The following is a 19,958-nucleotide window of genomic DNA, read 5'->3' as shown; positions in this document are numbered from 1 at the left end:
TTTCTCAGCCAACCGTATTGGTCAGAACACCCAGCCGTTCAACCCTGAGACTGATTTCATCGCCCGGCTTGAGCCATTCTGGATTGTCCTGTTCTAATAGGCAACCTCCGCCTACGGTACCTGTCCCCAGGACATCACCGGGATACAATGTACAATCTTGGGAAGCACGCTCAATCAGCTGCGGAATGGAAAAATACAGTTCCTTTAAGTTCCCCTTGGTCATTCGCTGGCCATTGCGGTAAGCTTCCATGGTGAGATCAAGTGTTTCCCCGTCCTTTTTATCCCACCATTCTTCCGCAGTAACCACAAAAGGCCCCAGTGAGGTAGCAAAATCTTTGCCTTTGGCCGGCCCTAAACCTACTTTTACCTCTTGAGCCTGAATATCCCTGGCGCTCCAGTCGTTCATCATTGTTAAACCAAAGATATAATGAAACGCTTCCGACCTGGGAATATTGCGCCCTTTGCGGCCGATGATCACGGCCACTTCCAACTCAAAGTCCCAGCGGGCCGACTCGTGAGGAAAAGAAACAGTCTCATAGGGTCCGATAATCGCCTGGTGATTACTGAAGTAGAACACCGGAAATTGATACCATTCCTCCACCATGGACAACCCCCGCTTCTGGCGGCACGTTTTGACATGTGCTTCAAAAGCGTAAAAATCACGCACACTGGCCGGCCTGGGCAAAGGGGCCTTCAGCCTGGCTGTCTCAGAAGGAAAGACCCATTGTTCATCAGCCAGCTCCCATTTGTTGCTCAACAGGCGATAAGCCTCATAACAACGGTCTTTCCAGGACTCATAGTTTTGCAAATAGTCTAGCAGTTTAGACGGGGGCGCTGCTTGAGGCTCAGTCAGCTCAAGCAAAAAAGAGAGATCCACCACGTGATGATGCAGCAGCACCCCAGCCCGCACCTCCGCCAGCCTGGGGTGCTCATAAGCCAGAAATTTCATTATAGGTTCCCTCTCTTGGCCTGTTCTCTTTCGATGGCCTCAAATAATGCTTTAAAGTTGCCCACACCAAATCCGCGGCTGCCTTTGCGCTGAATAATCTCAATGAACAAGGTGGGCCGGTCCACTATGGGCTTGGTAAACAACTGCAGCAAATACCCTTCCTCATCCCGGTCTACCAGAATTCCCAGCTTCCTCAGCTGCTCCACTTCTTCATCAATCTCCCCCACCCTGTCTTTCAAATCATCGTAATACGTATCCGGCACCTGCAGAAAATCAATACCCGCCGCTCTCAGCTTTGTCACTGTCTCAATAATGTTGGGGGTGGTCAGGGCCATATGCTGCACACCCGGTCCGTAGTGAAAATCGAGATATTCTTGGATTTGGGACTTGCGTTTACCTTCAGCAGGCTCATTAATGGGGAACTTGATCCGCCCGGAGCCATCTTGCATCACTTTGGACATTAAGGCCGAATACTCGGTGCTAATGGCTTCATCATCAAAATGAACCAATTGTTCAAAACCAAACACCCGTTTGTAATAACGCACCCATTCCTCCATCTTATTTAGTTCCACATTGCCCACAATATGATCAATCCCCAATAAACCGCTGGACTGAACGTCATAATCATTCTCATATCGTTCAAAACCGGGTGCAAACACGCCTTGATACTGTTCCCGTTGAATCAGCGAGTGCACCACGTCCCCATACGTACCGATCACTGCCCGCTTATAAGTGCCATGCTCGTCCTCCACCGTCTGTGGCTCCTGAATGCCTATACCTCCCCGTTTGACCCCCTCTTGGTAAGCGCTTTCAACATTGTCCACAGTTAAAGCAATATCCTTTACCCCATCCCCGTGCTGTTTGACATAGTCTGCGATGGGGTGGTCAGGAGACAAAGCTGATGAAACAACTAAGGTGATATTTTTTTGCTTTAACACATAGGATGTGGTCTCTCTGTTATTGGTCTCTAGTCCCGAATAAGCGACCGGCTTAAAGCCGTACCCCTTCATAAAATAATGCATAGCCTGTTTGGCATTGCTCACATACAGCTCCACATAATCAATGCGCTTGATTGGAAAAAAATCGCGCACAGGCATTCCTCCTGGACATGCATTAATTTTCAAAACTTTTACAATACTATTGTAAAGAAAAACGGCCATTCCGTGCAAGCACATGCATTAACGCTCTTCAGCTGTAAACAACTAGAGAAAAAGCAGGGACTCCCAAATGGACAGTCACCTCTCGCACAAAAAAATAGACAAACCCGTGACAAAAATAGGGTTTGCCTGTCTGAGATGTATCTACTCTTCCACACGTTGCATTAAATTTTTGTCCTCAATAATTTTACTAACCTCATCTTTTTCAGGGAAACGGTCCGTTTCTTTCTTGGAAAAGACCCGGCTGCCTTCCACATCCACTTCAAACACGCCACCGCCGGAAGGGATCAAGGTAATACTTTCAATTTGGCCCTTAAAGTTCTCCATTAATTCCTCCGTCAAACTGACGGCTTTAGGCAGAAAATTTCACATCATACAAAACTCAATTGACAATTTTTTCTTACTCATTCTCACTGCCTCCCTTAATTGCTTGTTTTTTTATTATAACTCGTTCGGCTGTCTAAAACAAATATCGTGCATACAAAGATTGGTTTCAGTTCATACTGTCATACTAGGGGGGCGTGTTTTATGGCTTGGTTGGCACAAAACTTACTGAAAATCTTAACCATAGCTTTCATCATGCTGTGCATTCAGTTAATAGCTGTTGTTTTGGCCTCACGGTTTGGCCTGTTTATCTGGCTGCTTAAGCGCATCTTTGCCTTCCGGGCGCGGGTGCTGAAAAAAGAGGCGGATGAGAAAAAACAGTCATCCTCTTCCTAGATTAACCCAGTTTCTTTCAAGCAGCAAGAATAAGACAATCCCGACACCTAATCCCCAACTCGCTCCTTTACTTGCTAGTACTGCTCCAGTAATCGCTGCAATTCCTTTTTGCAAGTTGCCTTCAGTCTTGAGCATGGTCATAGCCAAGTAGCCACAAATATAGCCCTGAATCAACATGGTTAATGTCATACCAATATTTACACCTGGTTGAAAGAGGGTAACAATTGGCCCAATCATCAAAGCGATGCTCATGCCCCAGAATAAGCCGGTTGCACCACCCCAATAACTATCTACTTGTTCTCTACTATTGTGCATATAACGATTTAAAACCAAAACTTGACCTCCTGTCCACTGTGGGCCACACAATCCCAAGAATGGCATAAACGAACCCATGAAAAAGTTACGAATGGAGCAAATGATGCTATTACGGTTAGGACTAAAAACAAGCTTTTCATCCTTGCGTACTTCATCAGCATTTTTCAAGAGCGAATTAACTACGAGAATATCACCAAACGCAATGATATAGGCTGCTAACGCCAAAGGAAATGCTTGAACAAAATACTCAACAGGTGGCATACCAACAGCAAATATACTATAAGTGGCAAAAATTTCTCCCAGGGGCAGCGAAACAAAACTCCAGTCTATTCTTGGCGGGGTCACCTCACCGATCATGATTCCAAACATATATGCAATGAAAAATGGTACGGCAATCCCGAATTGAGCTATATAGCGAAAAAAACCATATTTTTCCCGCAATGGGGCAGCTGTTTTTGAGAACATCATAAAAAACCCAAGTGCTGCACCTGTTAAGATTGTAATCGGCATACTCCACACTCTGCCACCCTCTGCAAACTGACCATACACTGCAGCCATACCTGCACCAAGAAGGATACCAGCCTTTAATGATACAGGAACTTTCTTCACCAGCGTGTCTGCACCTTTAAAGAGTCCCATAAAGAGGAATATAAAAGCAACCATTAGTTGCAGAGCGATCAAGGCTTGGATACGGGCATCCCCTTCGGGAAAACCTGCTAAGAAACTTACATATAATGGTATACCTGCCGTAATCCAACCTGCTATAGAAGGGTCCCCAAAATGCGTGTGTAAAAGATACAAAAAATTATTAATAATCACAAAAGCAATTGCCAATTCAAATGGAATCCCTAAAGAGTCCATCATAATCGCAGTAATTGACATCGGCACCACACAAAGAATGGCGCCCTGAATCCAATCTGGAAATTCCATTCCATAATGTATAGAAGGCAATCTCAGCTTCAGCGGGCCAAGAATATAGGGTTGTTCACTCCCATATTCCCTTTTTTTACCAAAATACAAAGCCATAATTACCGCCACCCTCCTCTTTATTTACTATTGTAAAAATAAATAATATTTTATATACGTTGAGCCTCGTGACAAGAATAGAGCTGTTAAATGAAAGTCATTCAACTTCCTGTCTGAATCTTAAAATCTCATCTGTAAATGTATCTGCATTTTCCAACATGACATAATGTCCTGCACCTTCTAAAACAATTGCCTTGATAGAGTCATTTAAAGCTATTAACTTCTCCATGGCATCTTTGGGCAGCAGCTTATCTTCTTCACCGTAAATCGCCAGAATGGGGATCTCTACTGATTGAACCACCGATTTACCTCTCTGGTATTGATCGCAAGCCTTCAGATCTGCTTTAACTACGTTGACCGGAACCATATTTCTCTCTTTTTTCTCCTCCTCAATCAGCATTGGGTCAACGTCTCCGGCATAAGAAGCATAGAAGAAAGAATCAGGCAAGATACCTTCCGAAAGTTGCTGCAATATTTTGGGATGGACAGGTAAACGGTAATGACTGGCTACAAGAATGAGCCCTTTAACCCTTTGACTCCTAGCAGCCAATTCTAATCCTATTAAACCTCCCATTGAATGTCCGACGACGATAACATCATCTTCAAGTGTTTGATTAATCCACTCAGCATAGCTTTCTATTGTCACAGGAATAGCGGCCTTATTATTTCCATGTCCAGGCAAGTCGATATAGCGGGCAGAAACCAGCTCCAGGCGCTCTTTTTGTTTTCTCCACTTACTGCTTGTGCCTCCCGCACCATGTATAAATAGGAACTCAGGTGAATTAATAGTCATGGCCATCTCTCCTTCTAAAAAAGCGACCGATTTATTATGATCCGTTGAATTTGGTTGGTCCCTTCGTAAATTTGAGTAATTTTGGCATCCCGCATCATCCGCTCTACAGGGAAGTCTTGAATGTAACCATATCCACCAAATATTTGAACAGCATCTGTCGTTACCTTCATGGCCACATCAGACGCAAACACTTTAGCCATAGAGGCCATCTTTATGATTTCTTTGTTTTTCTTGTCAAAGTCCAGCTTATTGACCATTGTGGCGGCTCTGTAAACCAGCCCGCGGGCTGCCTCGATCTGCGTAGCCATGTCAGCCAACATAAACTGAATTGCTTGAAACGAACCAATAGGTCTTCCAAACTGTTCACGTTCCTGAACATATCCTAAACAGACATCGAGTGCTCCTTGGGCAATCCCTAATGCTTGAGCACCAATACCCGGTCGGGTCTTATCAAGTGTTTTCATCGCGATCAGCCAGCCCTCACCCTCCTGCCCGATACGATTTTCCACAGGTACTTCGCAATTATCCAGAATGATTTCTGCCGTCGGGGAACCCTTAATCCCCATTTTTTTCTCTAATTTTCCAATTATAAATCCTGGTGCATTTTTCTCTATCACATAGGCAGTAATTCCCTTGTCGGTTTTAGCAAACAAACTGTAAACGTCGGCAACACCACCATTGCTTATGAAACATTTTTGGCCATTAATAACATAATGGTCTCCTTTAAGCTCTGCCCTTGTCTTCATACTTTTAACATCTGATCCTGCACTGGGTTCAGTTAATCCGAAGGCAGCAATTTTTTTACCACTGACAAGATCAGGCAGATAGCGTTGCTTAAGTTCCTCAGAACCACCTATTAAAATGGGTAATGAGCCAAGTTCTTGAACTGTAACAACTTGAGAAGATGAGGCACATACCCTGGCAACTTCCTCAACAATAAGGCAGTAGGTGAGTAAGTCTAAACCTGCACCGCCGTACTCTTCCGGGATTGTGACACCAATAAAACCATGTTCAGCCAACATGTCTTTCACATCAAAGGGATACTCGCCTTTCTCATCAATTTCGGCCGCTCTAGGTTTTATTTTGTCCTGTGCGAGGCGGTGAATCACCTCTTGAATTACCCGCTGCTCTTGGCTTAGTTCAAACCCCATCGTAGTCCCTCCTATGCTTTCTCTTCCACTTTAAATTTATTCACAAGTACGAATTTTTGGATTTTTCCACTTGCCGTTTTAGGAAGTTCATGGACAAAATAGTACTGTCGAGGACGTTTAAACTTGGCCAGTTTTTCTCCATCGATTAAAAATTGGTCTAATTGTTCTTCACTTACCTGGCTGCCGTCCTTCAATACGACGAAAGCGACCACAATCTCACCCCACTTGTCATCGGGTTTGCCAACAACAGCAACTTCTAACACGGCTGGATGTTCAATCAAGGCGTCTTCTACCTCTCTTGGGTAAATATTTTCAGCTCCAGACACAATTTTATGATTCATACGATCTCTGATCCAAATATATCCTTCTTCATCATATTCAGCCAGATCTCCAGTATGATACCAGCCGTAAGCGAGTGCTTGTTCATTGGCCTCTGGCCGGTTATGATAACCCTTCATCACACAAGGTCCTCTTACAATAATCTCTCCGACTTCACCAACCTCACATTCATCATCAGGATGAGCGGGGCTTTCATCACTTTTGACTCTTACTATTTTTAGTTCATGGTTCAAAATTGTTTTACCGGCAGAGCCTGCTTTTGTTTCATGTTCATCTGAAAACATCACCGACATGACTGGCCCCATCTCCGTTGTGCCATACATTTGCACCAATTCTGCACCAACCATTTGCTGAAACTTTCGAATGAGGGCCGGGGCCATTGAAGCCCCCCCATACCCCAGCAATCTTAACGTTGATAAATCATACATTTCAAAGTTCGGAACATTTAACATCATATTGACCATTGTTGGGGCAGCAAAGATGTGGGTAACGTTTTCTTTTTCAATAGTGGCAAGTACCTTTTCTGCATTAAAATAAGGTAGGAGTACATTTGTAGCACCTGCTTGTAAGCGGGGCAAGAAAGACGTGTGCAACTCAGCTGTATGGTTAAGAGGCGCAACAGAAAGACCTACATCATTTTTATTGATGCCCATACACTGCATCATCAGTAAATTATGATGCACCATGCTTTTGTGAACATGTACAACCCCTTTTGGCTTCCCTGTTGTACCACTGGTGTACATCATAATATAAGGGTCATCCTCACTCACATATTCCTGGGGACGGTCAGTCGGGCTGGAATCGAGTATATTGTAAAAATTTAAAGTGTCTTCCGGTGTATCATGATCTACATATATAAAGTGTTTGACATTAGAACCCAGGTGTTTGACCTTTTCTACGCAATCCTTTACTCTTCCTTCATAAAGCAGGACTTTAGAATGACAGTCATTCAGAATGAAGAGCAGCTCATTGGCCGATAAACGATAGTTGATAGGGTTAAAGACCGCACCAATCTTAGCGGAGGCAAACAAAGCAATGACAAATTCACTTGTGTTGTAAAGAAATGTTGAGACCACATCACCTTTACAGACGCCTAATGTACGTAAGGCAATTGCAAACTGATTGACTTTTGCATCTAACTCAGCGAAAGTCCAGCGCTGATCCTTCTCCTCATAAACTAACCCTGTCTTATGAGGATAGTTGTGAGCGGCCCATTCTATCATTTGACCCACCGTTGCAGTCATGATAATCTACCCCCGTTTTTTTAGCTATAATCATAAAACCCTTGGCCCGTCTTGCGGCCTAAGTGCCCTGCCCGAACCATTTTGCGTAGTAGAGGAGCTGCCCGATATTTTGAGTCTTGTGTCTCCTCATAGAGTGAATCTTGGACAAACAAAAGTGTGTCCAAACCAATAAGATCTGCGAGCGCCAAGGGACCAATCGGATGGTTGGCACCCAGTTTCATTCCTTTATCAATGTCTTCTGCAGTGGCAATTCCCTCTTGTAAAACAATTATCGCCTCATTAATCATCGGAACAAGGATGCGATTGACGGCAAACAACGGTGATTCTTTCACATCAATCGCTTCTTTACCTAACGATTCAACAAATTGTTTGGCTGTTTCAAATATTTCTTCTCTTGTTTCATATCCACGAATCAGTTCGACCAGCTTCATTACTGGGACCGGGTTAAAAAAATGTACACCCAAAACTCTGCCCGGGTCTGATGTTACACTTGCCATTTCAGTAATACTCAGCCCCGATGTATTTGAGGCAATCACTGTTTCCGGGGCAATATGCTGATCGATCTTTTTAAAGATATCCTTCTTAACTTCCATATTTTCAGTAACAGCCTCAATCACAAAATCAACATCATTTAAATCTTCCCAACTGATAGTCATATTCAGACGTTTATTGTATTCTGTTTGTTGCTCTTCTGTTAAGTGCCCCTTCTCAATGGCCCTTTTCCAGTTTCTCTTTATCTGAGCTAATCCGCGATCAAAAAACTCTTCTTGTTGCTCAACCGCTACAACCTCATATCCTTTTTCGACACACACTTGAGCGATGCCTGAGCCCATTGTCCCAAAGCCAATAACCCCAATCTTCTTCACCACAAACATTCCTCCTTACAACACTGTCATCATTTTTTCTGAAAATTTGGCTCCCTGCGTTCAATAAACGCTGCCACACCTTCATTTTTATCTTTAGTTTCACAAATTTGACCAAACAGACTTGCTTCAAGCGCCAATGCACCGTTTAAGGACAACTCACGCCCTTCGTTAATAGCTTGCTTTGCTTTTTGAACAGCCAACTGCCCTCTCTTTCTGATGATCTCAGCCCAGCGCTGAGCCCCTTCTAAAGCGGAATTGGGGGTAATTTCCTCTATGATGCCGATGCGATATGCCTCCTCAGCAGAAAAGATTTCACCCGAGAAGATCATTTGCTTTGCCTTGCCTTCTCCTATAAGTCTAGGTAACCGTTGAGTTCCGCCATATCCAGGAATGATTCCCAGTGAAACTTCAGGCAAGCCAAATTTCGAACGTTCTGTAGCGATGCGAAAGTCACATGCCAATGCTAACTCCAAACCTCCTCCAAGCGCATAACCATCAATCGCTGCAATGACCGGCTGGGGTAAATCTTCCAATTTTTGAAATATAGCTTGACCCTCTAAGCATAATGCTTTTCCGGTTTCTTGATTTAATTCTGGAAACTCCTTAATGTCTGCTCCGGCGACAAAGGCTTTCTCTCCAGCTCCCTGAATAATGACTACATCTGTTTCATCATTAATTTGGTCAATGACAGCTGACAGTTCCGCAAGTACTTCTTTATCCAATACGTTAACGGGTGGTGAATCAATCGTTATTATTACAACGCCATTTTCGTTTTCAAACCTGACTTTTGTCATCACACTTCCTCCCAGATCATGATCTTTTAGGATTCAATTGATAAAACCATATTCATCCTCTCTCATTTTGAAAGGTTTGTTCTGTGCTGAGTCACCCCCAATATCTGAAGTTCTACCTTTTATATAGCAACAATGATGCCAACTTTGATAATCGTTAAATTTTCGCTAATTGCTCAACCTTCTGAATCTGTTTGTACTATTTTGTTTCCAAAGGAAACAATCAAACGTTTCCAAAGGAAACTTTTATGTTTCTGCGAGAAATATAAACTTTTTATATCATCCATATTATAAAAATAGGAAAAATATGATAAAAAACTGTTCCAAAAATGTACCTGCACATTTTGGAACAGTCGCCGTGGGGATCAGAGGGGTTAAATTGAAAAACCACCCGCTTTAGCTTCTAAGTACTCGAAAATACCTTCTTTGCCTCCCTCTCTGCCCCAACCACTTTCTTTCATTCCTCCAAATGGCACAGCAGCTGCTGTAGGATTAATGTCGTTAATACCAATGATTCCAAAGTTTAGTTGCTCAAACATACGCATTGATGTACTTAATTGATTAGAATACACATAAGCCGCTAATCCATAATGAGTGTCATTGGCCATTTCAAGCACTTCTTCTTCTGTTTCAAATGGGATAATTGGGGCAATAGGACCAAAAGTTTCTTCACGGTAGATGCGCATTTCTGTATTAACATGAGTCAGTACTGTAGGCGCAAAAAAGAATCCCTTATCCAAGCCATTCTCTGTTACTCTACCTCCTCCCGCAGCAACCAAAGCTCCTTTGCTCAAGGCATCATCCACTTGAGCCTGCATTTTTTCCAGAGCCTTATGGTCAATTAAGGGACCAATATTGGTGCCATCCTTCATTCCGTTCCCTACTTTCATCTTTTTAACCCGCTCAACCAAAGCGTTTGTGAACGCCTCGACATGTTTTTTGTGCACAAAAATTCGATTCGGACTGATACACGCCTGGCCAGAGTTTAAAAATTTGACCAAAGAGGCTCCTTTGGCAGCATGGACAGGATCCGCATCTTCACAAACAATAAACGGAGCATGTCCCCCTAATTCCATTGATACTCTCTTCATATGTTTAGCGGCGCCTTGCGCCAGTATTTTCCCTACTTCCGTTGAACCTGTAAATGTAATCTTTTTTACATTTGGGTTATTGATTAGTTCTTCTCCAATTGGAACTGGATCCTTTGAGGGGATTAGATTCACAACACCAGCCGGAATACCCGCTTTGTCAAAAATTTTAAAAACTTCAATGGCACAGAGTGGGGTTTGTTCTGCCGGTTTAACAACAACCGTACACCCTGCCGCAAGTGCTGGTGCTACTTTGCGAGTGATCATGGAGATAGGGTAGTTCCAGGGTGTAATAGCACCGACCACGCCAACTGGTTGATAAAGAACCAAAAAACGTTGTTCCTTACGGGGAGCCGGAATGATTTCACCATAGATTCTTTTTGCTTCTTCCGCATACCAGAGCAGGAAATCAGCACCATATTGTACTTCATTTCGGGCCGCTCTCAATGGCTTGCCTTGCTCTTCGGTCATCGTTCTGGCCAAGTGTTCTTTTTTCTCAATCATAAGCTCATACGCTCTGTACAAGTACTGTGCGCGCTGGTAAGCGGTCAAAGCCTTCCATTCTTTAAAGGCATGGTTAGCTGCGTCAATAGCTTTGGCCACATCCCCCTTCTGACCGTTGGCAACCTGAGCAATAAATTCCCCGTTAGCAGGATTAGTCACCTTAAAAGTTTGATTTCCTTCTGCTTCCAGCCACTCTCCATTGATATACAACATCTTTATAACCTCCCTTTCGTATTGACAAGCTAGCAGAGTCAAGTTATTGTCATACTATTATAAAAAACAGTATATTTAAATAAATGTTATAATTTTTTTTTAAAATAACATTGCCATTTACATTATAGTTTGATAATAGGTGTTATATTCTCTAACCTGCGGCCTATACCGGGGAAGAAGGAAGGAGGATGGGCGTTGAAATTAGAAAAACATGTATTATCGATCCTTGAATCACTACACGATCCCGTGATTATAATCTCTAAGGATAGCACGATTAAATATATTAACCAAGCGTACTCAAACCAATTTAATGTACCCGCTGAAAAGCTTATAGGACGTAAACTATGTGAGATTGAACCTCGGGCAAGAATCTTGGATGTTCTACGAGATGGCAAACCTAGGATTAATGATTATAGTTATGTATACTCTCTAAAAAAAGATGTTTATGCCAACATCACACCACTCGTCGAGGATGGAGAAGTCATAGGTGTCGTAACAATCATGAAGGATATCAGCGAGATTAAAAAATTGCAAGAAGAACTTAACAAGTATAAACGTTACTCAAGCCAGTTAGAAGAACAACTCATTCAGCAAAGCTTTTCGTTATTGGAAAGTAAAGTGCCAAAGATGAAAGAGGTTGTAAACTTAGCAAGAAAGGTTGCTCAATCCGATGCAACAGTTATGCTATACGGTGAGAGTGGTGTAGGAAAGGAGGTATTAGCAAAGGCCATCCATCAAGCCAGCAATCGAACAGGTAATCCTTTTATTCCGATCAACATGGCCTCCATTCCAGACTCATTACTTGAAAGTGAATTATTCGGCTACGAAGAAGGATCATTTACTGGTTCACGAAAAGGTGGTAAAAAGGGTTTATTTGAACTGGCTAATGGTGGAACGTTGTTTTTGGATGAAGTTGGTGAAATGTCCCTTAACGCACAAGCTAAAATGTTAAGGGTTATTCAAGAATCAGTATATTGGAAAATAGGGGGTACAAAGTTGTATCCTTTAGATGCTCGCATTATCTGTGCAACAAACCGTAACCTTGGAGAAATGGTTCAGAACGGCTCATTTCGTGCAGACCTCTACTATCGACTGAACGTAGTTCCTATTCACATTCCTCCATTGCGTGAACGAAAAGAAGATATCCCCTATCTGGTACAGCACATTTTACGCAAGCTAACCCTAAAATACTGTAAGCATGTAACAATTGATCATGAAGTATATGAGCAATTCAAAAGGTATAACTGGCCAGGAAACGTTCGGGAGCTGGTTAATGTACTTGAACGAATGGTCGTTGTTTGCCAAACAACTCATCTCACATCTGCAGAAGTCCCCAGCTATATCCGTGGTGAGGCTCCCGTAGTAAGCACATCATCCACTGTACCTGACAGACCGGCTTTGGAATCCGAGCAACCACTTAATGATATACTCGAACAAACTGAGCGTTATGTATTTGAGAAGGTACTCAGACAAAGCAGGAACAGATCAGAAGCGATTCAAAAGCTTGGAATCAGCAGAAAAGCCTTTTATACCCGTCTAAAAAAATATGGCATAAAATAATGTTAGTTATTCCGAGAGAACGAAGTGTTAGTTCTCTCGGTTTATGGCTAATCCATTTACATACAAAATTCCTTCTTTCCAGGCTAATTTATCCTCTTTATGCTTTTCCCATTGCACTTTTTCTTTTACTTTGGCAATGTAAGCAGAAACAGTATTCCAAATCTTACTCATCTCAATCTTTTCTGTCTGCTCCGAAAATCTCAGCATCAGTTCAAAATTATCCGCATCCATCTTATGTAATCCCTAGCAATGCGGTCGTAATGCTCTACCTTAACCGTTTCGCCCCGAGCCAATGCCTGATGCAGATCAATAAAATCTTGTCTGGTTTGAAACAGCAGCATTTCATGATCCATAGTCATACTCCTATTCTTTGTTTCGCTTTACTGCAGCCAGGATCTGTCCCTCTTTGTCCAGCTTCAAAGCCCGGTAATCTTTATCATGATAAAAGGTAAGCCACCATTCTTCCTCCATTACTTTGGGCACCCATTTTTGCTTAAAGAAAATTGAGTCCATGGGGTAATCGTCATAGGCCATTACCCACAGCGGGTTTTTATGGGCATAAGTCGCCATCAAGTCCCCGAAATGAATGCCTTTTTCACCTTCACTTTCAAATAAGATCACAGCGTGGCCGGCACTATGGCCTCCCGTATGTAGCATGGTGATCTCATCAATCACTTGATGCTCCTTTTGAAAGGGGTAAACCAGATCATGAATCGACTCCCAATTTATTTTCCAATATGTATTCTGTGAGCGAATATTGGGCTTCCGCATTTCATCCCATTCCACCTGAGAGACAATGTGCTTAGCATTGGGAAAGGCAGGAACCAGTTTTTCCCTTTCCCATTTGGTCAGGCCACAGGCATGGTCATAATGAAGGTGGGTCATCAGCACATAATCAATATCTTCCGGCTTTAGCCCCTGCTCGGCCAGCGACGCTTCCACCATAGATTCCTGTGTCACTCCAAAATTGCGTTTCTGTTTCTCGGTAAGTTTATGGTTGCCAATACCCGAATCAATTAACAGGTTTAAATCCCCTGTCTGCACCAGGATGGGATCAAGCCGCATTTGTATTTGATTATTATCATTGCAAGGATATTTCTTACTCCATAATGGTTTAGGTACCACACCAAACATGGCGCCTCCGTCAAGGTGATATTCACCTCCATCCAGCCAGGTTAAGGTCAAATCACCCAACTTCAACTGTTCCATGCTAACTCCTCCCCCTATGGCATGATAGCTTCACAGCGGTAAATTTTCATCCCCTGGGCAGCAAATTTTTCCTCGTACTCCGTCATGATGTTACCCATATAGTCACTGTTGTGCAAATCAAAAGTGATATTTTTTAAGCGGCAGCCATAATCTGAAAAGCTGTTTAGAGAGAATTCAAAGAACTTTTCATTATCTGTCTTAAGGTGAATCTCTCCCTTTTCTGTTAAAATTTTTCGGTATAGATCCAGAAATGTACGGTAAGTCAAGCGCCTTTTCGTATGGCGGCGCTTTGGCCACGGATCACTGAAATTAAGATAAATGCGTTCCACTTCCCCGGGAGCAAAAAAATCGGTCAGCTGGTTGGCATTTTCACGGAGCAGGCAGCAATTCTCCACTTCGTTGTTTTTCCGTGCTGCAATCAGTTTGCGCAAGGCAACACCCAGGACGCTTGTTTGCAGCTCAATACCGATAAAATTCACTTGGGGATGGGCTTTGGCCATTTCGGTAATAAACTGGCCTTTCCCTGTGCCAATTTCAATATGTATGGGATGGGTGTTATTGAAAAACTGATGCCACTTTCCTTTCCATTCATGCGGACGAGGAACGACGAGATGCGGGTTGTTTTTGATCTCTTCTTCTGCCCATGGTTTTCTTCTCATTCGCATAAAAATAACTTCCTCCTGTCACTCGCCCTTAGCCTTGATTCTAAGTTTACCACAGGTGGACCACCTTGCAAAACCAAGACAAAAGCTTAGGTAGGAGGAAGCTATTCAACAGATTGTTCAGTTGGCCCGGCAGGCTGTAACGATTCATTTGCCTGACCAGAAAAAGTGATACTGTCCAGCATATAGTCAAAGACAAACTGGTATTTATCAGCCACCGGTTCAGCAAACTGCATCAAAACCAGGATGGCCTGATCATTTTCAATCACATGATAGATTTCAATTTGATCACGGGCCTCATAAAGATAATAGATATAGCCCTCGCCATTTTCCAATTCAAACGCATGATACAATTCATACCCTTGCTCCACTACAGTATCCCTTTGCTGGGCAACAAACACTTCATCATGCAGAAGCTGGACCTTAAAACGTGCTTTGTCCTCAGGGTGCTGAAACTCCAGCCAATCTTCTTCCGCTGTCACCTCAAAGCGTGTATCATATTCCAATGCGATCCAATCGGTCACGTAGGGCTCCAAGGTCACCTTCTCTTGATGACCCTCCAGCCCCAAAGTGACAACCTTTTGTTTGTCAGGAGGGGACGGAGCAGGTGTATGTTCGGGCTCATGACCATTCTCATCCGGAGGGGCAGGCTCGTTCGGTTCGCCGGCAAACCATTGGCATCCTGCTAAGGCTAACAGGCAACATATTGAGACCAACATCACTTTTTGTTGATTATACATCGTCGCTCCCCTCCCTCCATTGCTTAATCTTGTCTACCATTTTACATCCTGCTTTTTACAAGTACAATAGACATGCTTGTTTCTGGTCAAAATCTTCCTTCTATAGGATTAGACGTAAATCACGCCTAAAAAGTTTCAAAACAACTTACTTTTTATGCTGATTTATTTGTGGTATAATTCCTATAAAGATACTTGTAATTAGATGCTGTTAAGGAGTGAAACCATGACACGAGTAGTGAATAATGTTGCAGAACTGATCGGTGATACACCTCTGGTTCGCTTGAACAGGCTGACCGGCAATAACGATGCAACCGTTTATGTTAAATTGGAGATGTTTAATCCAAGCGGTAGCGTCAAAGACCGGGCTGCTTTTAATATGATCGTGGAGGCTGAAAAACAAGGACTGCTCAAACCAGGTGCCACCATTATTGAACCCACATCAGGCAATACAGGTATTGGCATTGCCATGAACGCAGCAGCCAGAGGATACAAGGCTATTCTGGTCATGCCTGATACCATGACCCAGGAACGGATCAATTTGCTCAAAGCTTACGGGGCTGAAGTGGTTTTAACCCCGGGTGAGAAAAAAATGCCTGGTGCCATTGAAAAAGCCTATGAACTGCTGGAGAAAATCCCTAACAGTTTCATGCCCCAGCAATTTCAGAACCAGGCTAACCCGGACATGCACCGCAAAACGACTGCCCAGGAGATTATTGAACAGATGAATTCGGTTGGGATTGCACACCTGGATGCTTTTGTCTCCACTGCCGGCACAGGCGGAACCATTACTGGCACGGGTGAAATTTTAAAAGCACACTATCCTGGTTTAAAGGTCTTTGTTGTCGAACCTTCTGGGTCTCCTGTCTTATCAGGTGGAAAACCTGGTCCGCATAAGCTGGTCGGTACCAGCCCGGGATTTATCCCCGAGATCCTTAACCAGGATGTCTATGATGAAATCATTTTGTGTACTGATGAGGAAGCTTACCAAGTGACAAGAGACCTGGCCCGCAAGGAAGGGATTTTGGTTGGTCCTTCTTCCGGTGCCTCCGTTTTTGCGGCACTTAAAGCCGCCAAGCGTTTGGGTAAAGGTAAAACAGTGGTTTGTATCGCACCTGATACAGGCGAACGTTACCTGTCCAGCGATGTGTTTGATTTTGAATCATGATCTTTGTGTAAAAAAGGAGGATCCCCCTTGGGCTACGAATATGATGGTGTTATGCAGCTGGATACGGAAGAAGTAATGGAAATCTTTCAAACCAAACCCAAAAACGTTGTCTTACTAGACGTTCGTGAAAACCATGAGTATAATGCGGGTCATATTCCGGGCATTCAACTTTTGCCCACCAGTGAGTTTATTGAGCGTTATGAGGAGGAGCTGGATCGTAGCAAAGAATATGTGGTCGTTTGCCGCAGTGGCAACCGCAGTCATATGGTGTGTAAATTCCTGCAAGAGCAAGGCTTTAAAAAATGTGCCAACTATGCCCAAGGCATGCTGGATTGGCCCGGTCCCTTTGAAACGGCCGATCTTCCGCCCTCCCGAGGTCAGCGTTGGTGATCATTTGAATGAAAAATTTTAATTCGGAGATGTGACATCTCCGAATTTCTGTTTCCTTGCGATTTAATCTCACAATTGAATCACATCCTGTATACCGACAAAAAGGAAGCCTTGTGTCAGGCTCCCTTTTTACTCTCATACTGCTCCCGATTGTTCATGTAACCATTTGACCCTGATCAACACCAACAGCCCAACACCAACCAGTGTGGCCACAGCGAAAAAAAGATAAGTGTGGACGATGGAAAAATACTCATAGATAAATCCCCCGACAAATGTACAAAACATGGTCCCTAGGCCATTTCCCACTGAGGCATAAATGGACATCGCCGTCACTTTCACATCGTCGGGAGCCAATTCCCGAACCATGTGAACCGCACAAGGAATAAAAAAGCCAATCGAAATCCCCTGCAAAATGGACACCGCCAGCACCACCCAGGTGCTCGGTTCAAAATAAAACAGCAGCCAACGCACCCCGGAAAGGACAGCAGCCACGATCAGGAGCAGCATCACTCCGTAGCGCTGCATCATCTTGCCCGCTATTTTCATAAACGGCGCCTCACTGCCAGCGGCGAACAAAAAGACCAACCCTGCCCCTGCAACCGATCCTCCAATAGAAAGATAATAGAGGCTGAAATAAAAATTGTTGGCATTCATCGTTCCAAAAATAAGAAAGGTGCACATCAGAAAAATCACATATTGAGGGAGTTTGATCAGCTTAGCCAGGCCAGAGCGGATATCCGCTTGCAAGCTCTGCCCTTCTTCAGGCATGCGGCTGGCAAACCAGGTGGCCAGTACTAGTACCCCGGCAAATATGTAAAATATGATGCGGGTCGAGGTCAATTCAATCATCATCCCCGACACCCACACGGCAAAGGCAAAGCCCACAGCCCCCCACAGCCTGAGCGAACCATATTCTCCCCCATGCCGCTTAACATAGTTCATGGCCAGGCTGTCAGAAACAGGGACGATAGCACTTTGGAAAAAAGACAACAGCGCCACGATCACAATTAACATCAAGTACCATTCTGTTACTAAAAAAAGGAGGGCTGCCATCCCCGTTAACAACGTTGTCAGAGTGAGCACCTGCTTCGGTTTTTGAGTCCGGTCGCAGATCATACCCCACAAGGGTTGGACAAGAATGGCCACGATGGGTGCCACAGACATGAGCATGCCAATCTGTCCCCCGCTGAGACCCACTGCTTCAAAATGAAGCCCCAGCATGGGAAACAGAGCTCCAAAACCAAAAAAGACGAATAAAAAATAGAAGCTGATATGAACTGCGTACATAACAACCCGCTTTCTATTGATGATGTTTAATTAACTTTCCACGCGAGGCCTGGTCGGATCACATACGGTCTTCTGCACGTTGTCCGGATCCACCTCATGTAATTTAAGCAAATAATAGCACTCTTCCCTGGCCATATGATCGGCCATGAGCGGCATCAAAGTGCCCAGCCGGCGGCAATCCAAACGCATCTCTTTTAACTCTTCCAAGAAATTATAGAATAAGGTGATTTCAAGGGATGTCTCCTTGTTAAAGGCTTGCAGTGAGGGAAAAAGATCCTGCCGGGCTCTGATAAAACCAGCCATTTCCTGCGCTTTGATATAAAAATCCTTAAACGTTTTCTCAAACTTCTCTGCTGTTTTCACCCATTTGGACTCCACCGGGTCCAGCTCACCTTTCACCCCGGCGGCATGACCCGCAGCATCCAGGAGCCAAAGCCGATGATGATGAACAGGATGCAGCTTTGGTGGAACCTCTCCCCGCATCAGATGAGACAAGATGCGTATATATTCCTCCAGTTCATTGACCATATGGTTGATAAAACTAGGTGGAAGCGCAATCTTGACCTGACAATCCAAATGTCTGCTAATCAAATCCAGTTTATAATTTCGAAATTGCTCCGTCAATGGATAAACACGATAGGCCAAATGCTGCCACTGATTGGCCGACTGTTCCCCCATCTGCTGTGCTTCTGCTAATAGAGAGTCAAAAGCATGGATAAAAGACTGAGCCTGCTTGATAAGCTCAGATTCTCCCGGAGACAACGTGTCAAAGATGAAACGGGCATGATCTCCAAGCACCTGTAACCAGAAACGGTGTTCAAACACACTTTGATGAGCATAGTTCAACACAGTCACCTTCCTTCATTGATTCGATGTTAGCTTATGTGCCTTAGCCCAGAAGTGTGACATGTGCTGAACTTTTGGTCAGCCGAACTTCAGACAACCAGTTTATCCCCCAACATGTTTTCAATGACATGAGCCACCCCATCTTCGTTGTTGGTCCGGGTAACGACATCGGCCAGCTGCTTCACTTCACGAGGAGCGTTGCCCATCGCAACCCCTGTCCCGGCCAGTTGTAACATTTCCAGATCATTGTAATAATTACCAAAAGCCAGCACCTCATCAGCACTAATTCTAAATTGCTGTAAAAGGTAACGCAATGCATTGGCTTTGGTGGCCTGGGGATGAATGACATCAATAAACGTTTCCCCGCTGCGGATAATACTCCAGTCTGGGAAGCGGGGCATGATCTCCTTCATCACCTGATCTAGCCGGTACGGCTGATCAGTAAGTGTCAGCTTTACGATAGGGTCAGTCAAGGAACAAATATCATCCACAACCACCGGCTCCACAAAAAACTGTTTGTAAAGCGGAAGAAACTCTTCTCTTAACTGTTCAACATACATATCAAAGGCCGTATTGATATCAAAATGAACGTTCCGGCTCCGGCAATAACTGACAATAGGCAAAAGCTCTTTAGCCTTAAAGCCCACTTGTTGCTCTGCAGTGTTGTGGACAGGATTATAAATGACAGCCCCGTTATGGGTAATAATAGGGTCCGTTAGCTGTAATACTTCAATTAAAGGATCACAGGAGCGGGGCCCCCGTCCAGTGGCTAGAACCACTTTGACTCCTTTTTCTTTTATCTTAAAAATGGCTTCTTGTGTACGTTCACTTAACCCATGATCATCGTGCAGCAAGGTGCCGTCCACATCAATGGCCAGTAATTTAATTTTCATAGAACCTCCGCCTTTCTCCACTCCATCTTTTTCCCTAAAAAATCATTATA

The 19,958-nt window shown here is 43.9% G+C and carries 22 protein-coding genes; 4 read left to right on the top strand and 18 right to left on the bottom strand.

Features of this window, described 5'->3' with window-relative positions; all coding sequences use genetic code 11:
* Positions 1–4: 4 nt before the first annotated feature.
* The 3 genes from J2S00_RS08285 to J2S00_RS08275 form a co-directional block, all read right to left on the bottom strand.
* A complete protein-coding gene (locus J2S00_RS08285; RefSeq protein ID WP_307338015.1) occupies positions 5–949 on the bottom strand; it encodes a fumarylacetoacetate hydrolase family protein in 945 nt (314 codons plus the stop codon).
* Positions 949–2,046: a 4-hydroxyphenylpyruvate dioxygenase gene (gene hppD / locus J2S00_RS08280; RefSeq protein ID WP_307338012.1), complete on the bottom strand. Its 1,098-nt coding sequence runs from the start codon at positions 2,044–2,046 to the stop codon at positions 949–951. Before hppD ends, J2S00_RS08285 begins: the two co-directional genes overlap by 1 nt.
* A 204-nt stretch (positions 2,047–2,250) precedes the next feature.
* A complete protein-coding gene (locus J2S00_RS08275; protein WP_503128583.1) occupies positions 2,251–2,466 on the bottom strand; it encodes a SelT/SelW/SelH family protein in 216 nt (71 codons plus the stop codon).
* A 168-nt stretch (positions 2,467–2,634) separates the two neighbouring features.
* On the opposite strand from J2S00_RS08275, the gene J2S00_RS08270 reads away from it, so the two are divergent.
* A complete protein-coding gene (locus tag J2S00_RS08270) occupies positions 2,635–2,826 on the top strand; it encodes a hypothetical protein (RefSeq protein WP_307338006.1) in 192 nt (63 codons plus the stop codon).
* Here J2S00_RS08270 and J2S00_RS08265 read toward each other — a convergent pair.
* The 7 genes from J2S00_RS08265 to J2S00_RS08235 all read right to left on the bottom strand — a co-directional run bounded on the left by J2S00_RS08265 (position 2,812) and on the right by J2S00_RS08235 (position 11,156).
* Positions 2,812–4,167 carry a hypothetical protein gene (locus J2S00_RS08265; RefSeq protein WP_307338004.1) on the bottom strand — a complete coding sequence of 452 codons (1,356 nt, stop codon included), beginning with the start codon at positions 4,165–4,167 and terminating at the stop codon, positions 2,812–2,814. The genes J2S00_RS08270 and J2S00_RS08265 overlap by 15 nt on opposite strands.
* A 97-nt stretch (positions 4,168–4,264) precedes the next feature.
* The gene (locus J2S00_RS08260) at positions 4,265–4,960 is read right to left on the bottom strand and encodes an alpha/beta fold hydrolase (RefSeq protein WP_307338001.1); all 696 of its coding nucleotides are present in this window, start codon (positions 4,958–4,960) and stop codon (positions 4,265–4,267) included.
* 14 nt (positions 4,961–4,974) lie between these two features.
* Positions 4,975–6,111: an acyl-CoA dehydrogenase family protein gene (locus tag J2S00_RS08255; RefSeq protein WP_307337998.1), complete on the bottom strand. Its 1,137-nt coding sequence runs from the start codon at positions 6,109–6,111 to the stop codon at positions 4,975–4,977.
* A gap of 11 nt (positions 6,112–6,122) precedes the next feature.
* A complete protein-coding gene (locus tag J2S00_RS08250; protein ID WP_307337995.1) occupies positions 6,123–7,694 on the bottom strand; it encodes a long-chain-fatty-acid--CoA ligase in 1,572 nt (523 codons plus the stop codon).
* A 20-nt stretch (positions 7,695–7,714) separates the two neighbouring features.
* Positions 7,715–8,569, bottom strand: a complete 855-nt coding sequence (locus J2S00_RS08245; protein ID WP_370875851.1) for a 3-hydroxybutyryl-CoA dehydrogenase — start codon at positions 8,567–8,569, stop codon at positions 7,715–7,717.
* A gap of 20 nt (positions 8,570–8,589) precedes the next feature.
* Positions 8,590–9,354, bottom strand: a complete 765-nt coding sequence (locus tag J2S00_RS08240) for an enoyl-CoA hydratase/isomerase family protein (RefSeq protein ID WP_307338372.1) — start codon at positions 9,352–9,354, stop codon at positions 8,590–8,592.
* 371 nt (positions 9,355–9,725) lie between these two features.
* Complete coding sequence (locus tag J2S00_RS08235) at positions 9,726–11,156, bottom strand: NAD-dependent succinate-semialdehyde dehydrogenase (protein WP_307337990.1); 1,431 nt, start codon at positions 11,154–11,156, stop codon at positions 9,726–9,728.
* 195 nt (positions 11,157–11,351) lie between these two features.
* On the opposite strand from J2S00_RS08235, the gene J2S00_RS08230 reads away from it, so the two are divergent.
* Positions 11,352–12,716 (top strand): sigma-54 interaction domain-containing protein, encoded by a 1,365-nt coding sequence (locus tag J2S00_RS08230; RefSeq protein WP_307337987.1) that lies wholly within the window; start codon positions 11,352–11,354, stop codon positions 12,714–12,716.
* Between the two features lie 27 nt (positions 12,717–12,743).
* Here J2S00_RS08230 and J2S00_RS08225 read toward each other — a convergent pair whose 3' ends face one another.
* The 5 genes from J2S00_RS08225 to J2S00_RS08205 all read right to left on the bottom strand — a co-directional run bounded on the left by J2S00_RS08225 (position 12,744) and on the right by J2S00_RS08205 (position 15,327).
* Positions 12,744–12,947 carry a hypothetical protein gene (locus J2S00_RS08225; RefSeq protein WP_307337984.1) on the bottom strand — a complete coding sequence of 68 codons (204 nt, stop codon included), beginning with the start codon at positions 12,945–12,947 and terminating at the stop codon, positions 12,744–12,746.
* Entirely contained in the window at positions 12,923–13,069 is a 147-nt protein-coding gene (locus tag J2S00_RS08220) for a hypothetical protein (RefSeq protein WP_307337981.1), read from the bottom strand. The genes J2S00_RS08225 and J2S00_RS08220 overlap by 25 nt, the downstream gene beginning before the upstream one ends.
* 10 nt (positions 13,070–13,079) lie before the next feature.
* Positions 13,080–13,925 (bottom strand): YtnP family quorum-quenching lactonase, encoded by an 846-nt coding sequence (locus J2S00_RS08215; RefSeq protein ID WP_307337979.1) that lies wholly within the window; start codon positions 13,923–13,925, stop codon positions 13,080–13,082.
* 14 nt (positions 13,926–13,939) lie between these two features.
* A complete protein-coding gene (gene trmB, locus J2S00_RS08210; protein WP_307337977.1) occupies positions 13,940–14,590 on the bottom strand; it encodes a tRNA (guanosine(46)-N7)-methyltransferase TrmB in 651 nt (216 codons plus the stop codon).
* Positions 14,591–14,691: 101 nt separating this feature from the next.
* Positions 14,692–15,327: a hypothetical protein gene (locus J2S00_RS08205; RefSeq protein ID WP_307337974.1), complete on the bottom strand. Its 636-nt coding sequence runs from the start codon at positions 15,325–15,327 to the stop codon at positions 14,692–14,694.
* Between the two features lie 223 nt (positions 15,328–15,550).
* Between J2S00_RS08205 and cysK the strand changes: the two genes are divergently transcribed.
* Together cysK and J2S00_RS08195 are read left to right on the top strand one after the other, a co-directional pair.
* Complete coding sequence (gene cysK / locus J2S00_RS08200) at positions 15,551–16,492, top strand: cysteine synthase A (protein WP_307337971.1); 942 nt, start codon at positions 15,551–15,553, stop codon at positions 16,490–16,492.
* 27 nt (positions 16,493–16,519) lie between these two features.
* Positions 16,520–16,882 carry a rhodanese-like domain-containing protein gene (locus J2S00_RS08195; protein ID WP_307337968.1) on the top strand — a complete coding sequence of 121 codons (363 nt, stop codon included), beginning with the start codon at positions 16,520–16,522 and terminating at the stop codon, positions 16,880–16,882.
* A 135-nt stretch (positions 16,883–17,017) separates the two neighbouring features.
* On the opposite strand, the gene J2S00_RS08190 is transcribed toward J2S00_RS08195, so the two are convergent.
* The 3 genes from J2S00_RS08190 to J2S00_RS08180 all read right to left on the bottom strand — a co-directional run bounded on the left by J2S00_RS08190 (position 17,018) and on the right by J2S00_RS08180 (position 19,908).
* The gene (locus tag J2S00_RS08190; RefSeq protein ID WP_307337965.1) at positions 17,018–18,169 is read right to left on the bottom strand and encodes an MFS transporter; all 1,152 of its coding nucleotides are present in this window, start codon (positions 18,167–18,169) and stop codon (positions 17,018–17,020) included.
* A gap of 30 nt (positions 18,170–18,199) precedes the next feature.
* On the bottom strand, positions 18,200–19,018 hold the full coding sequence (locus tag J2S00_RS08185) for a DUF2935 domain-containing protein (protein WP_307337962.1): 819 nt from the start codon (positions 19,016–19,018) through the stop codon (positions 18,200–18,202).
* Between the two features lie 86 nt (positions 19,019–19,104).
* On the bottom strand, positions 19,105–19,908 hold the full coding sequence (locus J2S00_RS08180) for a Cof-type HAD-IIB family hydrolase (protein WP_307337957.1): 804 nt from the start codon (positions 19,906–19,908) through the stop codon (positions 19,105–19,107).
* Positions 19,909–19,958 lie beyond the last annotated feature (50 nt).

Origin of the sequence: Caldalkalibacillus uzonensis, assembly GCF_030814135.1 — a bacterium.
In the GTDB taxonomy this organism is placed as follows: domain Bacteria; phylum Bacillota; class Bacilli; order Caldalkalibacillales; family Caldalkalibacillaceae; genus Caldalkalibacillus; species Caldalkalibacillus uzonensis.
Note: the sequence above shows the minus strand (reverse complement) of the source record. Positions and strands in the feature narration are given on the sequence as shown.